The following is a 15,735-nucleotide window of genomic DNA, read 5'->3' as shown; positions in this document are numbered from 1 at the left end:
AAAGGGCCGCGAAGCGGCCCCAGCATTCTTTAAGTGAACAGCATTACCGCAGATGCGGGGCTTCTCGACCACGTGACGACTCAGGCGAAGACGATCTCGTCGCCCTCCACCTGCGCCGTGATCGCCGCACCTGGCACGAACTGGCCCGCGAGGATCAATTGCGCCAGCGGGTTCTCGATCCAGCGCTGGATCGCGCGTTTCAGCGGGCGCGCGCCATACACCGGGTCGTAACCCACTGCGATCAACTTGTCCAAGGCCTCGGGGCTGAGGTTCAAGGTCAGCTCGCGTTCGGCCAGACGACCGCGCAGACGACCAAGCTGGATCTCGGTGATACCGGCGATCTGCTCGCGGCCCAGCGGCTCGAACACCACCACTTCGTCGATACGGTTGATGAACTCCGGCCGGAAGTGCGCGCCCACGGCATCCATCACAGCTGCACGCTGGGCCTCGCGGTCGCCGACCAATTCCTGGATCTGCGCCGAGCCCAGGTTCGAGGTCATCACGATCACCGTGTTGCGAAAATCCACGGTACGGCCGTGGCTGTCGGTCAGACGGCCATCTTCCAGCACCTGCAGCAACACGTTGAACACGTCCGGGTGGGCCTTCTCCACTTCGTCGAGCAGCACCACCGAGTAGGGTTTGCGCCGCACCGCTTCGGTCAGGTAACCGCCCTCTTCATAACCCACGTAGCCCGGCGGAGCACCGATCAGCCGCGCGACCGAATGCTTCTCCATGAACTCGGACATGTCGATGCGCACCATGGCCTCTTCGGTGTCGAACAGGAACTCGGCCAGCGCCTTGCACAGCTCGGTCTTGCCCACCCCGGTGGGGCCGAGGAACAGGAACGAACCGCTGGGCCGGTTGGGGTCGGACAACCCGGCGCGCGAGCGGCGCACCGCATTGGCCACGGCGGTCACCGCCTCGTTCTGGCCGATCACCCGCTCGTGCAGCAGGCTTTCCATCTTCAGCAGTTTGTCGCGCTCGCCTTCGAGCATTTTCGACACCGGAATGCCGGTCCACTTGGAGACCACCTCGGCGATTTCCTCCTCGGTGACCTTGTTGCGCAGCAGTTGGTTGTCGGTCTTGCCATGCTGGTCGACCATCTGCAGGCTGCGCTCCAGATCCGGGATCACCCCGTACTGCAGTTCGGCCATGCGGCTCAGGTCGCCCTTGCGCCGGGCCGCTTCGAGTTCCTGGCGGGCCTGTTCGATCTTCTGCTGGATCTGCGCCGAACCCTGTACCTCGGCCTTCTCCGACGCCCAGATCTCTTCCAGGTCGGAGTACTCACGCTCCAGACGGGCGATTTCCTCGGTGAGCTTCTCCAGACGCTTCTTCGCCGCGTCGTCCTCTTCCTTCTTCAGCGCCTGGGATTCCACCTTGAGCTGGATCAGGCGACGGTCGAGACGGTCGAGCACTTCGGGTTTGGAGTCGATCTCCATGCGAATGCGGCTGGCGGCTTCGTCGATCAGGTCGATGGCTTTGTCGGGCAGTTGACGATCAGTGATGTAGCGGTGGCTGAGCTTGGCCGCCGCGATGATCGCGCCGTCGGTGATCGCCACCTTGTGGTGCACCTCGTAGCGCTCCTTGAGGCCACGCAAAATGGCAATGGTGTCTTCCTCGCTCGGCTCCTCGACCAGCACCTTCTGGAAGCGTCGCTCCAGCGCCGCGTCCTTCTCGATGAACTGGCGATACTCGTTGAGGGTGGTCGCGCCCACGCAGTGCAGCTCGCCGCGCGCCAGCGCCGGCTTGAGCATGTTGCCGGCGTCCATGGCGCCCTCGCCCTTGCCAGCGCCGACCATAGTGTGCAGTTCGTCGATGAACAGGATTACCTGGCCGTCCTGCTTGGACAGCTCGTTGAGCAGCCCCTTGAGGCGCTCCTCGAACTCACCGCGGTACTTGGCGCCGGCGATCAGCGCGCCCATGTCCAGGGCCAGCAGACGCTTGCCCTTGAGCCCATCGGGCACTTCGCCGTTGATGATGCGCTGGGCCAGGCCTTCGGCGATGGCGGTCTTGCCCACGCCGGGTTCGCCGATCAGCACCGGGTTGTTCTTGGTGCGGCGCTGCAGCACCTGCACGGTGCGGCGGATTTCGTCGTCACGGCCGATCACCGGGTCGAGCTTGCCTTCCTCGGCGCGCTTGGTCAGGTCGACGGTGTACTTGTCCAGCGCCTGGCGCGATTCCTCGACGTTCGCGTCGTTGACCGCCGCGCCACCGCGCAGGTTGTTGATGGCGTTTTCCAGGGCCTTCTTACTCACGCCCTGGCCGAGCAGCAACTTACCGACCTTGCTGTTCTCGTCCATGGCGGCGAGCAGCACCAGTTCGCTGGAGATGAACTGGTCGCCCTTCTGCTGGGCCAGGCGGTCGGCCTGGTTGAGCAGGCGCGCCAGGTCCTGGGACATGTTCACGTCGCCGGTGGGATTCTGGATCTTGGGCAGTTGGTCGAGCTCTTTGGTCAACGCCTTGCGCAGGCTGTTGACGTCGAAGCCAACCTGCATCAGCAGCGGCTTGATCGAGCCGCCCTGCTGCTCGATCAGGGCCTGCAGCAGGTGCACAGGTTCGATGGCCGGGTGGTCCATGCCCACGGCCAGGGATTGGGAGTCGGATAACGCCAGTTGCAGCTTGCTGGTCAGTCGGTCTATTCGCATGGGGGATACCTTCCTTAAAAAGGGCAGGCGGAGCGATAAACAGCACCCGTTAAGAAGAACCTGCCGGAGATGACCAGTACATAGGGCCAATTCTGGAAGATTCAAGCTTAGCGGGGTTGACCAGGATCAGTGTGGGCGAGGTGCGGAACGTGACGGGAGGGGCGCTTGGCCGCCCCTCCCCGGGTTCTTCAGCGCACCCCAGTCTGACGCAGCGCGTTGGGCTGGAAGTCCGCCTTGTTAGCGGTGAAGGTGAAGTCATAGGACTTCTTCTCTTCGTTCTTCATGCCCAGCGCCAGGTAACGACCCGACTGCAGGTCGTAGATGGCTTCGAGGGTGTACCACGGCACCTGGTTGTTGTAATACGGCTGGGCGAAGGCTTCCGATACTCGCCACAGTTGCCCACGACCGTCGTACTGGTCGATCACCGCCGCCTGCCAGGTGTCCTCGTCGATGTAGAAGTCGCGCTTGGCGTAGATGTGCTTCTGACCCGGCTTCAAGGTCGCGACCACATGCCACACCCGGCGCAGCTCGTAACGCGCCAGGTCCTGGTTGATATGACCGGCCTTGATGATGTCCGCGTACTTGAGTTTGGGATCGTCGAGCTTGAACGCGTTGGAGGCGATGTACATCTCTTTCTTGCCTTCGAGCTTCCAGTCGTAGCGGTCAGGCGCGCCGTTGTACATGTCCAGGTTATCGGAGGTGCGCAGGCCGTCGGCGGCAGTACCCGGTCCGTCGTAGGACACTTGCGGCGCCCTGCGCACCCGGCGCTGACCGGCGTTGTAGATCCACGCCGAGCGCGCCTCCTTGACCTGGTCGAGGGTCTCGTGCACCAGCAGCACGGTCCCGGCCAGACGCGCCGGCGCGGTCACTTCCTGCTTGAAATAGAACAGCACATTACCTGGGTTGTTCGGGTCGTAGTCCTTCATCTTGTCGCGAAACACGAACTGATCGCTGAAGTACACCAGGCTATAGGTACCGTTTTGCTGCGGCGTAGCCTGGGTCACCAAGCGCGCCACGCTGCCACCGCGGTAGCGCGTGATGTGGTTCCACACCACCTCGACGCCACTCTTGGGAATCGGGAACGGCACCGCACCGCGGAAGTTGTCCAAGCCGTTGCCGCCCTGCACCAAGGTGGCCTTGGTGGCATTGGCCTTGATGTCGGCGAACACCGAGTCCGGCACGGTGGCACCGCGGTGGGTCTTGTACACCGGCAGTTTGTAGGTGTCCGGGTAGCGCTTGAGCATCGCCAATTGGCCAGGGGCAAGCTTGTCCTTGTACTGCTCGGCATTGGCCGCAGTGATGGTGAACAGCGGCTTCTCGCTGCCGTACGGGTCGGCCAGGAAGCCGCGTCCATCGACGCTGCCAGCATTCTTGGCCAGTGGCTCCCAGGGGCCGATGGAGCCATCGGCGTTGCCGGCCTTCTCGGCGCCCATGGGGGTGAGCGTGGAGCCGAGCTTGGCCGCTTCGTCGGCGGACACCGCCGCCATGACACTGCCCGCCAGCAGGGACACACCCAGCACACCGGCCTTGAGCAGACTTGTAGTCATCGTCATCGTCGTCATCCTGAATCTGAATGCTTAGAAGGTCACGCCGAAGCTGAGGGCGACGAAGTCGCGGTCATCCACGGTGCTGTACTTGCCGTCGAAGAAGTTGGTGTAGGAGAGGCTCGCCGTGTAGGTGTTCTGGTACTCGGCGTCCACGCCCAGGCTGATCGCCTTGCGCCCTTCCTCGAAGTTGCCGCCCGGCCCCGGCGAGTAGCCGGACACGTCGTGGGACCAGGCCACGTTGGGCTTGAGGTTGACCCCGGCGAACACGTCGTTGTAGTCCCAGATCACCCGGGCGCGGTAGCCCCAGGACGTGCTGGTGGTGTAGCCGTCGTTCTCGCACTTGCGGTTCAGGTTGGCAGTAGAAGCTCCCGCTCCGGCGCCGGCGATGGTGCTGGCGTTGAGCGCCTGGCAGGTATTGGCACCGCCGGTGGCCGGCAGCGGCCCTGGGCCGAACACCGGGTCGCGACCGTAGCGGGTGTCGTAGGCACTCTCCAGACCGCCCACATGGGTCACGCCCAACTCGCCGACCACGGTCATGCGGCTGGCGCCCATCACCTGATCGAAGAAGTGCGTCAGGGTGGTCTGGAACTGGGTGATCTCCTTGCGCTGGTAGCCGTGCAGGTCCTGGCCAGGCGTGCCGTTGAGCAGCGAAGCGTTGGCCAGCGCGCCGCCCAGCGGGCGTACGCCGGCGAACAGGATGTCGGTGGTGTTCAACTGCACCGGAGCGTTGGGCCGGTAGCTGATCTCGCCGCTCCAGGCCGTACCGGTAGGCAAGGTGGTGGAGAAGCTCAGGCCGTACAGGCGAATGTCCTCGGGGTACTCGACGAAGTATTGCGAGTTACCCGCGACGATCAGCGGCGCCAGCGGACGCAGGTTGGCCGGCAGCGACGGGATGGCGGCGAATACGCCCGGCGGCGCGCCGGTGGCGCTGAAGATCGGCGCGCGGCTGTGGTAGTTCATGAAGTAGGCGCCGAACTCGGTGTCCAACGGCTCGAACATGTAGCGCAGGGCAACGCCGAACTGGCCGCTGTCACGCGCGTCGCGGTCAGCGCCACGGCGCACCATCACCCCTTCCTGGTTGATGTTCACACCCCGGCTGGCGAGGAACTGCTGGGCGGCGGCCGGCACCGTGCGGCTGCTGTTGAGCACGCGCAGGTTGTCGTTGCAGCCGTCGGAGATGATGTCCGGCTGGGAGAAGAAGGTGCCGCAGTTGTCGGTGACGGTCTGGTCCCATTCGAGCTGGTAGAAGGCTTCGGCCGACAGGTTGTCGGTCAGGCTCTGGGACACGTAGAACATGTTGACCGGGATCAGGCCTTCCTTGATCTCGGCGCCAGGTCGGCGGAAGGCGGCGACGTCGATCGGGTTGATCGAGTTGATGCCACCGCCGATGAAGGTGCTCTCGCCCCAGCTCACCACCTGCTTGCCCAGGCGCACGGAGCCGGGCATGTCGCCGATGGAGTAGTTGTGATAGACGAACGCATCGAGCAGTTGCGCCCCCGAGGACTTGGCCCCGGACTTGCGCCCTGAATCGCTGATGTTCTTGAACTCGCGGTTTTCGTCCTTGAGCTCGAAGTCGTACCAGTACTTGCCGCGCACGAACACGCCGGTGTCGCCGTACTTGAGCTCGAGGTCGTGGATGCCCTTGAAGATCTTGGAGAAGGTTTCGCCTTTCTTGAAGTTCAGGTGACCGTCGTCGGAGGTCTGCGACAGCCCCTTGCCGCCATTGTTGACGCCGATCAGGTTGCGGTTGGGGTTGGCCGTGGACCAACTGGCCCCAACGGAGAGCGACGAATCGAACTGACCTTCGATTTCCCCGATGTTGAAACTCACAGCGAAAGCAGGACTGGCCAGCGTGGAAGCGAGACTGACGGCCAAGGGCAGCTTGGCCCGACGCCAAAGCGGGTTTGCAGATGTCATCGACGCTACTCCATGTACATTTTTGTTATGGCAACGAGTGTTTGCAGAAACGACCCCGGCACCTGAACGGCAGATGCACCGGCAGGCGGCGCGCAGGGCGTGCCCCTCCCCGTTCCTGACAATCCCCTGAACCGACTATAGCCAGCGCCCGACAACGCTTGATCCCTCTAAAGTGTGATTTGCGTCGTGTCGCCGGCGGCAATTGCAATTTGCCACCGTGTTCGCTGGCCGTGCTGAAGCATGGCTGAAATTCCGCGTTTGACAAGCCGCAATGGCTCTAACTCGCCGTTCGGACTGTCTGGCGCGGTCGTTACAAGGTCGACAGGAAGGCGCTGTTGCTGGCCTGCCACTGACCGATCTCCACACGGATGCGCTTCTTGTCCAGTTTGCCGACACTGGTCTTGGGAATTTCAGTAACAACGGCGATCTGGCTGGGAATGGCCCACTTGTTGATGTGCCCCAGCTCGACGAACGGCTTGAGGTGTTCCTTGAGCGCCTTGGCGTCCAGTTGCCGATCCGGGTGCACCACCAGCAGCGCGAACGGCCGCTCGCCCCACTGCGGGTCGGGCACGCCGACCACCGCCACCTCGCGCACCGCCTCGTGACGGCTGATCAGGTCTTCCAGGTCCAGGGACGAGAGCCATTCGCCGCCGGTCTTGATCACGTCCTTGATACGGTCGCGGATGTCGATGAAGCCCATGCTGTCGAGGGTGGCTACATCGCCGGTGTGCAGCCAACCGCCGCGCCACAGCTCGGCGCTCTTGTCCGCCTCCTGGTAATAGCCCTGGGTCAGCCACGGCGCGCGCAGCACCAGCTCGCCCTGGGACTCGCCGTCGTTGGGCAGGAAGCGGCCGTGTTCGTCGATGATCGCCGCCTCCACCATCGGCACCGGCACCCCCGCCTTGATGCGGTAGCTGACGCGCTCGTCCTCGCTGCCGGCCAGCAGTTCGTCGTTCAGGTGCGCACAGGAAATCAGCGGGCAGGTCTCGGACATGCCATAGGCCGCCGTGAGCTGAATGCCACGGGCCTGGGCGGCCTGGTACAGGGCGCGGTTGAGCGCGCTGCCGCCGATGATGATTTTCCAGCCGCCGAAGTCCTGGCCCTTGGCCGTGGGGCAGTTGAGCAGCATCTGCAGGATGGTCGGCACGCAGTGGGAGAACGTGACCTGTTCCTCGCGCCACAGCCGAATCAGCATGTCCGGCTCGTAGCGTCCGGGATACACCTGCTTGATGCCCATCAGCGTGGCCACGTAGGGAATGCCCCAGGCGTGCACGTGGAACATCGGCGTGATCGGCATGTACACGTCGCTGCTGCTGAGCAGGCGCACGCTGTCGTCGCCGCCGAGCACCGCCGCTTCGGCCAGGGTGTGCAGCACCAGTTGGCGGTGGGTGAAGTACACGCCCTTGGGGTTGCCCGTGGTGCCGGTGGTGTAGAAGGTGGTGGCCACCGAGTTTTCGTCGAAGTCGGGAAAGTCGTAGCGAGGGCTGGCGCCGGCGAGCAGCTGTTCGTATTCGCCGACCAGGTTCGGCAGCTCGGCGCTGCGCTCGGGGCCGTCGGTGATCAGCAGGGTCTTGTCGACCGTGGTCAATTGCCCGGCGATGCCCTGGTAGAGCGCGACGAAATCGCTGTTGACCAGCACGAAGCGGTCCTCGGCGTGGTTCATGGTGTAGAGGATCTGCTCCGGTGACAGGCGCACGTTGATGGTGTGCACCACCGCGCCGATCATCGGGATGGCGAACATGCATTCGAGGTAGCGATGGCTATCCCAGTCCATCACCGCCACGGTGTCGCCGGCCTTGACCCCAGCCTCGGTGAGCACGTTGGCCAGCCGCGCGATCCGCTCGCCCAGCTCGCGGTAGCTCAGGCGCACCTGATCGCGGTAGACGATCTCGCGGGTTTTCTCGTAGCGCCCGCCCGACAGCAGCAAGCGCTTGATCAACAACGGATAGGCGTAGGCGCCCTCGGTGGGTTCGAGAATTCGGGTCTGCAGCATGATTGTCCCTTTTCTGAAAATGCGTGCCGAAGTGTCAAGGCGCTACTGTAGAGCGGCCAGGCGCCGATCAAATCAGCCGAAGGAATGATTCGCACCCTGCGCGCGGCAGGTCCGCGGGTAACACACTTTGACGCATCAACCGCTTGACTCTACCTCCAGGGGCATACCTTAGCCTCGATGACTCCTTAATGACGTGGAGTCGAAATGAGCAAGCGTATCCTGGTGGTTTTGGGCCACCCCTCCTCCGACAGCTTCTGCGCCGCCCTGGGCCAGACCTATGTCCAGGCCGCCAGCAAAGCCGGTCATGAGGTGCGAACCCTCGACCTGCCGGCCCTGACGTTCGATCCAGTGCTGCACGAAGGCTACCGGCAGATCCAGCCGCTGGAGCCGGACCTGCGCCAGGCCCAGGAGCAGATCCTCTGGGCCGAACACCTGGTGTTCGTCTATCCCATCTGGTGGGGCGGCATTCCAGCGCTGCTCAAGGGCTTCTTCGACCGTGCGTTCCTGCCCGGCTTTGCCTTCAAGTACCGCAAGGACTCGGCCTTCCCGGAGCAATTGCTCAAGGGCCGCACCGCGCACCTGCTGGTGACCATGGACACGCCGCCCTGGTACTACCGGTGGGTCTACCGCATGCCCGGCCTGCACCAGATGCGCAAGACCACCCTGGCGTTCTGCGGCATCAAGCCCACCCGCACCCTGACCTTCGGCCCGATCCTCGGTTCGACCGACATCCAGCGCCAGAACTGGTTGGATCGCGTGCGCCGCACCGCCGCCGGCTGAAGCGACGAAGCGACGACCGGACACTGTGATCAACTTCACAGTGTCCAATCCTTGTGTAAGATAGCGCGCCCTAACCCCCCTACCTCGCGTGGTCGCCCGAATTGCCGGTGGCCGCACGCGGTTGCGCGCTCTTACCAAGGAAGGAACACGCCATGTACATCGGAAAAGTCGCCCAATTGTCGGGCACCACGGTCAAGTGCATCCGCCACTACGAAAAGATCGGCCTGCTCCCCGAGGCCCAGCGCGAAGGCAAGTACCGGGTCTACAGCCAGCAGAGCGTGGAGTTGGTGAGCTTCATCAAGTGCGCCCAGCAACTGGGGTTCAAGCTCAAGGAAATGCAGGCGATCTTCCAGAACTACAGGGGCCAGGACATTCCCTGGGACCTGGCCCAGCGCGCCATCGCCGAAAAGAAGCAGGAACTGCGCGCGCAGATCGAGCACCTGCAAAGCCTGCACGACGGCCTCGAAGCCTTCGAGGGCAGCGTGCAGGAAGCCCGCGAGCAGTGCCATTTCGAGCAGGCCCGCACAGCGAACCCGCTCGCCGTGCCCGGCTGAACGTACCTGTATCGACTGTTACGCCAGTTCTGCGCGAGCACCCGACTCGCGGCCGAGCGCTGAAGGCTGTTCGACCCGTGGCTTGATCGTGGCGAAGAACCACGGCGAGATCAGCGTCACCAGCAGCAGCGTGCTGATGCCACTGGACGACAGTGCCAACGCCACCAGCGTGCCGAGGTCGATGATCGGCTTGTAGTCGGAGAAGAACAGCGCCATGAAGCCACCGGAGAAGATCGCCACGTTGACCAGCGTCGAGCGACCGATGCCTTCCATCGCGCCGAGCAGCGCCGCGTCCACCGTCGCGCCCTCTTCGATGAGGAACTTCATGCGCGACAACAGGTGCACGGCATAGTCCACCACCCCGACCACCAGGAAGGTCACCAGCGTGGTGCCGATGTTCAGCTCGATGTCCAGCAAGTACATGGCGCCGTAGACGATTACCGAGGTGGTCAGCAAGGTCAGCATGCCGAGCAGGCCCAGGCGCACCGAGCGCAGCCAGCCCATCATCATCAGCGTCACCACCAGCAGCGCCAGGGTGAAGCTGAGCATCTGGCCCTGGGTGATTTCCTTGAGTACGCCGGTCCAGATGTAGGCGGTGCCGGCATGGGTCACCTCTAGGTGCGCCGGCTTGTTCTGGCTGACCCAGGCATCGAGGCGGTCGAGCAGCGCCTGGTAGTCGCCGGCCACCGAGCTGGTCATGGTGTAGAGCGTCACCGCCTTGGAGTAGTTGGCATTGAGCACGTTGCGCAGGTCAGAGCCGCCGCCGTTCTCGAACAGCATCACGTGCTGCTCGATCAGCGCATTGCCGTCCACCTCGAAGCGCTCCGGGCGGCCCTGTTCGTCGAAGCCCTTGACCTCCTCGCGCACCTGCGGCACCCGCAGGAACGTCGGGTCCATGTCGTTGAGCACCAGGTTCATGCGCTTGATGTAGGTGGCCAGCGAGTAGGTGTAGCTGACGTGCGGCTGCTCGCGCAGGAACTGGTCGAGGCGGTCGAGGAACTGCACCACCTCGGTGTCGAGCATGCCGCGCGGGGCCTTGCTGTCGAAGGCGATCCAGCCCGGTGCGGTGCCGGCCACCCGGGCGCGGTTGATGAACTCGTCGGCGGTGCGCACCGCGCTGTCCGGTTCGAAGTAGGCGATGCCCGAATCTTCGATGTCCACCTTGAAGGTCAGTACCGCCATTACCGCCACCAGCGGCAGGGTGATCAACAAGGCGGGCCGGCGTCGTGGAATCAGCCAGGCGCAGCAGCGCACCAGCGCGGTGGACAGCGGCGACGGCTTCTCCACGGCGGCCTCGGACGGCACGTGGTTCTTGCCCCAGACGAAGATCCACGCCGGAATCAGCAGCAACGAGATGATCAGCGCTGCCGTCAGGCCAATGGACATGAACAGGCCGAAGTTGCCGATGCTGACGATGTTGTTGGTGGTGGAAATGACGAAGGTGGCGATGGTGGTCGCGGTGGTCAACACCACCGGCACCATCATCAGGCGCATGGTCTGCCGCCCGGCTTCGCGGTAGGGTTTGCCGGCCTTGAGCTGCTCGTAGTACTCGGCCATGACGTGGATCGCGTCAGCGCAACAGATGGTGAACAGAAACACCGGCAGCACGCTGGTCAGCAGGTCGAACGGCACCTTGAACAGGGCCATCAGCCCGACCGTCCAGATGGTGCAGAACAGGATGTTGAACAGCGGCAGCAACACCCCCAGCGGCCGGCGGAAGAAGAAGATCAACAGCAGCGTCACCAGCACGAACACCGCCGGGAACAGCACCGCCATGTCGTGATCGATGATTTCCTGCTGCGCCGCGATGAAGATCGGCATGCCGGCGATGAACACCTCGCCGCGCAGTTGCGGATGGGCCTGCTGGTAGTCGGCGAGCATCTGCCGCACCAGGTGATAAGCGCGCAACTGCGCCTGGGCATCGTCCTGCTTGGTGCCCAGCTCGGTGACCACCAGGGCGACGCGCTTGTCCGGCGACACCAGGCCGCCGACCAGCAGCTCGTTGTCCATCACCAGCGCCTCGACGGCACGCGGGTCCATGTCGCTGGCATTGAGGGTCTTGTGGATCCACAGTTGGCCGTCGCTGGCCAGGCTGATGTTCTCGGTGTCGGCGATCGACGCCATCTCCTTCACCGGATTGACCCGCTCGGCGAGAAAACGCAAAAATTGCTGGTCGTGGCTGTCCCAGGCATTGGCCTGGGCATGGTCGCGCAGGCGCATCAGGTCGCCCTGGTCGCGCTGGGCGAAGCCCTCGGTCAGCACCTTGTGCGCCAGCGCCTGGGCCTGCGTGTCAGCGGGATGGCGACCGAGCACCTCGCGCAGGGTGTCGCGGTCCTGATCGTTGGCCAGCATCAGTTGGCGCATCGAGCGGGAAATGGCGAACACGGCATTGAGGGTTTCGCGGTTGAACACCCCGTCCGGGTCGGTGAAGGCGATCATCACCGAGTCGTAGGTGCCACTGAACTCCTTTTGCAGATCGAGAATGGTCTTGCGCGCCGGGTGATCTTCCTTGAGCAGATAGGGGTTGGTATCGGCGATCACCGCGCCGAGGTAATAGGCGAAGCCAGCGGTGATGGCCACCAGCACGAAGACGATGGCGCGGGCGTTGCGCTCGACCAGGTCGAGGTAACGCTCCATCAGACGGCTGCCCAGGCTCATCGTGCCGACACCCGGAAGTCAGGCGTGTCGCCGGCTTTCAAGCCGCGGCGGATCGAGGTCTGGGTGAACAGCCGGTCGTCGAGCTCGACGTTGTACTGCAGCTTGTTGAAGCGCAGTTGCGAGCGGGTGCCGTTGACCAGGTGCTGCACCTCGCTGAGCAGGATACTGTCCACCCCGTCGATGGTCTCGACTTTGCGCGTGTACAGTTGCTTGGTCATCACCCCGCGCACATCGAAGTAGTCCTGGCGCATCACCAGGTGGTTCTGCTTGTCGATCCACACCTGCAGGCGGTCGTAGCCGGTCTTGGCCAGCACCTGCTCGGACGCCGGACGGCGTTCGATCACATAGCACTCGCGGCCTTCGATGACCTCCTCGCCGACCAGCGTCTGGCGGTAATCGTCGACGCGGATCTTGTCGAGATCGGCGTAGGAGAAATCGCTGCCCATGAACGAGCCGCGCTTGTCGGTGGTGGAGATCCGGCGGGTCTGGCGGCTGACCGGCAGGTACATCCACTGGCTGTCTTCCAGGCCCAGCGCCTCGCGCGGGTTTTCGATGTGGAAGGCGACATCGCGTACATCGCTCGGGCTTTCGAAGTGCATGGTGAATTTGTCGCTGTCGGCGTAATCCTTTTGCAGGTAGGCGAACTCGCGCACGCGCGTATTGCCCTGCTTGTCCACGAGGATCAGCGACACCTGGGACATGAAGCTCTTGCCATCGTCCCGGTCGCGGGCCTGGCGCAGGATATCGTCGGCGCTGGGCGCGGCCAGGGCGCTGGTGCTGGCCAGCAGCGCAGCGGCCAGGGTGAAGCCTTTGATCGAAGGCAGCATGGGGAAGTCCTTTTGAGTGTTGTCGAGAAGGGTCAGAACAGGTAGCCGGCCGACAGGCGCAGTTGGTCGCGTTCGTCGTACTCGCCGAACGCGCGGTCGCGGCGACCGGTGAACACGTCGATCTCCAGGCCGAGCTTCAGCCAGTCGACCGGTTTGTAGGTGAAGATGCCCTGCAGCAGCAGGTCGTCGCCGGCCGGCGGCGACATCGCCAGCACCAGCCGGGTCTTGAGCCGGTCCTGGAAGTGGTTGCCCTCCCCGGACAGGGTGAACAGGTGCTCGCGCTTGTCCTGCAGCATGCCCGGCCGCCAGCCGGTCAGTTGCTGCTCCTGCCACTGCGCGGAGATCAGCCAGTTGCGCCACAGGTAATCGACCCCGAGCAAGGCCTTGACCATGGGGCTGCGGTCGCTGCCATAGGCACGCTCCGGGTTGCTCACGCGCCAGTCATCGAACCAGGCCAGTTCGCTGCGGACCACCACGCTGTGCCCGGCGTCGTAGGCCAAGCCCGCGCCGTACAGGGTGTAGCGCGGGAACTGGCGCTGCACGGCCAGCCGGCCGTCGTCGCTGAGGCCGCGTACGGCATACACCGGGTCCTGCTGACGGGCGTTGAGCAGCACGGCGGTCAGGTCGAAGCGACCTACCCGACCGTTGGCGGAAAAGCCGTAGCCAAAACCCTGGTCGTGGTCGTAGCCGGGTTTGGACACCACGTCGAACACCGCAGGATCGGGACGCGCGAACAACGGTGCGTCGAACTCACTGCCGGCGGCCGGCGGCTTGTTCTTGACGAAGGTCGGCAGCCACAGGGCCTCCAGCTCCCACTCGCCCAGCGGCTGGGTAAAGCGCACCATCGGCACGGCGATGCGACTGTCTTCCAGCAGCGCGGTCAGGCCTTCGCGGTAGTCCACCGGGTTGACCTGATCGAGCACGCGCAATTCGTCGGCGCGGCCCCACACCACCTGCTGCCAGCCCAGGGTCAGCTCGCCCTCGCCAACGTAGTAGCCCAGGTAGAGCTGGCGCCAGTCAGCGGTGAAGCGGTAATCGTCGGCCGCTTCGCGACTGTAGGGATTGTCATGCTCATAGCGCAGGTCGTAGCGTACCCGCCCACTGGCCTTGTAATAACCGCCGTCCCAACTGTCGTCCAGCGCGGCCTTGAAGTACACCTGCTGCTGGGTGACCTGGTCGCCGCCATGCAGGCGCACGGCGCTGGCCACGCCGACTTCGGCCTGGGCATGCTGCGGCAACAGATCGGCTAGGGCCGGACAGGCGGGCGCCAGGGCCGCCAACGCCAATAGCGCGCGTGCAGTGCTGTGCATGCCTACATCCCCAACCCGACGCCGCCGTCGAGCATCAGGCTCTGGGCGGTGAGGCCCGCCGCCTGCTCGCTGGCCAGGTACTGGACCATGCCCGCCACTTCGCTGGCCGCGATGAAGCGTCGCAGCGGCAGCTTCTTGCGGGCGTTGCGCAGGATCTCGCGCTCGCTGATCCCGGCGATGCGCGCCTGCACCGCCAGCTCGCCGCGCAGCATCGGCGTGTCGATCCAGGCCGGCAGGATCGCGTTGACGGTGATGCGCCGTGGCGCCAGGTCCAGCGCCAGGGCTTTGGTCAGGCCGATGATGCCGTGCTTGGAGGCGCAGTACGCGGTATTGCGCACCTTGCCGGCGCGGCCGAGGATCGAGGCCATGTTGACGATGCGACCGCCATCGGCCAGCAACGGCAGGCACAACGAAGTGACCTGGAAGGTGCCGTGCAGGTTGACGTCGATCACCCGCCGCCAGTTGTCCAGGTCCTCGGGTTCGTTTTCGGTGCAGATGCCGGCGCTGTTGACCAGCACGTCCACCTGCGCCAGGCGCCGGGACAGGTCGTCGAACAGCCCCTGCACCTGAGGCAGGCTGGCGATGTCGCAGGCCTGGGTCTCGACCTCGGCCTGCCAGTTGCGCGAGGCCAGGGCCTGGTGCAAGCCGGCCGGGTCGAGGTCGACCAGCACCAGGTGGTTGCCAGGGGCGTCGAAGGCCTCGGCCACGGCCAGGCCGATGCCCTTGGCGGCACCGGTGATCAGCAGCGTACGCGGTGCGCTCATGGCATCTTCATCCCGCCGTTGACCGCCAGCACTTCACCGGTCAGGTAACTGCCCTGCTCGGCCAGGAACAGCACCGCGGCAGCGATCTCTTCGGGCCGAGCACAGCGCTTGACCAGCAGCCGGGCATGGATCTGCTCGGCGTGGGCCTGCATCAGCGCCTCGCTCATCTCGGTCTCGACCAGGCCGGGCGCCACGGCGTTGACGCGGATGTTGCGCGGCGCCAGTTCCACCGCCAGGGCGCGGGTCAGGGCCTCGACCCCGCCCTTGGCCGCAGCGTAGTTGGCCTGGCCACGGCCAGGCTTCTGCGCCGCCACCGAACTGATGTTGACGATGCAGCCATGCCGCTGGCGCATCATCTCGGGAATGACCTGCTGACAGCACAGCAGGGTGCCGACCAGGTTGGTCTGGATCACCTCGTGGATGTCTTCCAGGGCTTGCGTGGCAAGCAGGCCATCGCGGGTGATGCCGGCGTTGTTGACCAGCAGGTCGATGTGCCCGAGCCAGGCCTGGGCCTCGGCGAAGAATCCGGCGACGCTCTGCGCCTCGCGCACATCGCAGTGCAGCGCCAGGGCCTCGGCGCCGCGTTCGCGGGCCTGGGCGCACACTGCTTCGGCGGCCTCGCGGCCGCGCACGTAGCTCAGTGCGACCCGATAGCCGGCCTCGGCCAAGGCCAGCACCAGCGCCTTGCCAATGCCCCGGCTGCCACCGGTGACCACGGCAGTCTTGTGTTCCATCTGTGG

11 protein-coding genes are annotated in these 15,735 nt (G+C 64.6%); 2 read left to right on the top strand and 9 right to left on the bottom strand.

Features of this window, described 5'->3' with window-relative positions:
• Positions 1-80: 80 nt before the first annotated feature.
• From clpB to GKC70_RS04380, 4 genes are all read right to left on the bottom strand, one after another.
• On the bottom strand, positions 81-2,645 hold the full coding sequence (gene clpB, locus GKC70_RS04395) for an ATP-dependent chaperone ClpB (protein ID WP_342650564.1): 2,565 nt from the start codon (positions 2,643-2,645) through the stop codon (positions 81-83).
• Positions 2,646-2,833: 188 nt separating this feature from the next.
• Positions 2,834-4,198 carry a DUF1329 domain-containing protein gene (locus GKC70_RS04390; protein WP_342650563.1) on the bottom strand — a complete coding sequence of 455 codons (1,365 nt, stop codon included), beginning with the start codon at positions 4,196-4,198 and terminating at the stop codon, positions 2,834-2,836.
• 24 nt (positions 4,199-4,222) lie between these two features.
• On the bottom strand, positions 4,223-6,109 hold the full coding sequence (locus tag GKC70_RS04385; protein ID WP_342650562.1) for a DUF1302 domain-containing protein: 1,887 nt from the start codon (positions 6,107-6,109) through the stop codon (positions 4,223-4,225).
• Positions 6,110-6,419: 310 nt separating this feature from the next.
• Entirely contained in the window at positions 6,420-8,102 is a 1,683-nt protein-coding gene (locus GKC70_RS04380; protein ID WP_039580158.1) for a fatty acid--CoA ligase, read from the bottom strand.
• A gap of 204 nt (positions 8,103-8,306) precedes the next feature.
• Here GKC70_RS04380 and GKC70_RS04375 point away from each other — a divergent pair, with 204 nt between their 5' ends.
• Both GKC70_RS04375 and GKC70_RS04370 read left to right on the top strand, forming a co-directional pair.
• The gene (locus GKC70_RS04375) at positions 8,307-8,882 is read left to right on the top strand and encodes an NAD(P)H-dependent oxidoreductase (RefSeq protein ID WP_342650561.1); all 576 of its coding nucleotides are present in this window, start codon (positions 8,307-8,309) and stop codon (positions 8,880-8,882) included.
• Between the two features lie 152 nt (positions 8,883-9,034).
• Positions 9,035-9,436: a MerR family transcriptional regulator gene (locus GKC70_RS04370; protein ID WP_029614239.1), complete on the top strand. Its 402-nt coding sequence runs from the start codon at positions 9,035-9,037 to the stop codon at positions 9,434-9,436.
• Positions 9,437-9,454: 18 nt separating this feature from the next.
• Here GKC70_RS04370 and GKC70_RS04365 read toward each other — a convergent pair whose 3' ends face one another.
• From GKC70_RS04365 to GKC70_RS04345, 5 genes are read right to left on the bottom strand one after another with little or no spacing between them, the layout of a single operon-like run.
• Positions 9,455-12,073: an MMPL family transporter gene (locus GKC70_RS04365; protein ID WP_342651466.1), complete on the bottom strand. Its 2,619-nt coding sequence runs from the start codon at positions 12,071-12,073 to the stop codon at positions 9,455-9,457.
• A gap of 17 nt (positions 12,074-12,090) precedes the next feature.
• On the bottom strand, positions 12,091-12,921 hold the full coding sequence (locus GKC70_RS04360; RefSeq protein WP_295481152.1) for an outer membrane lipoprotein-sorting protein: 831 nt from the start codon (positions 12,919-12,921) through the stop codon (positions 12,091-12,093).
• A gap of 32 nt (positions 12,922-12,953) precedes the next feature.
• Positions 12,954-14,231 (bottom strand): hypothetical protein, encoded by a 1,278-nt coding sequence (locus tag GKC70_RS04355; protein WP_342650560.1) that lies wholly within the window; start codon positions 14,229-14,231, stop codon positions 12,954-12,956.
• A gap of 2 nt (positions 14,232-14,233) precedes the next feature.
• Entirely contained in the window at positions 14,234-14,995 is a 762-nt protein-coding gene (locus GKC70_RS04350; protein ID WP_295481154.1) for an SDR family NAD(P)-dependent oxidoreductase, read from the bottom strand.
• Positions 14,992-15,729, bottom strand: a complete 738-nt coding sequence (locus GKC70_RS04345) for a 3-oxoacyl-ACP reductase family protein (protein ID WP_342650559.1) — start codon at positions 15,727-15,729, stop codon at positions 14,992-14,994. The genes GKC70_RS04350 and GKC70_RS04345 overlap by 4 nt, the downstream gene beginning before the upstream one ends.
• Positions 15,730-15,735: the final 6 nt, after the last annotated feature.

Origin of the sequence: Pseudomonas sp. REB1044, assembly GCF_038813925.1 — a bacterium.
Classification (GTDB): Bacteria; Pseudomonadota; Gammaproteobacteria; order Pseudomonadales; family Pseudomonadaceae; genus Aquipseudomonas; species Aquipseudomonas boreofloridensis.
The sequence above is the reverse complement of the archived record's forward strand: the minus strand, read 5'-3'. Positions and strand labels throughout refer to the sequence as shown.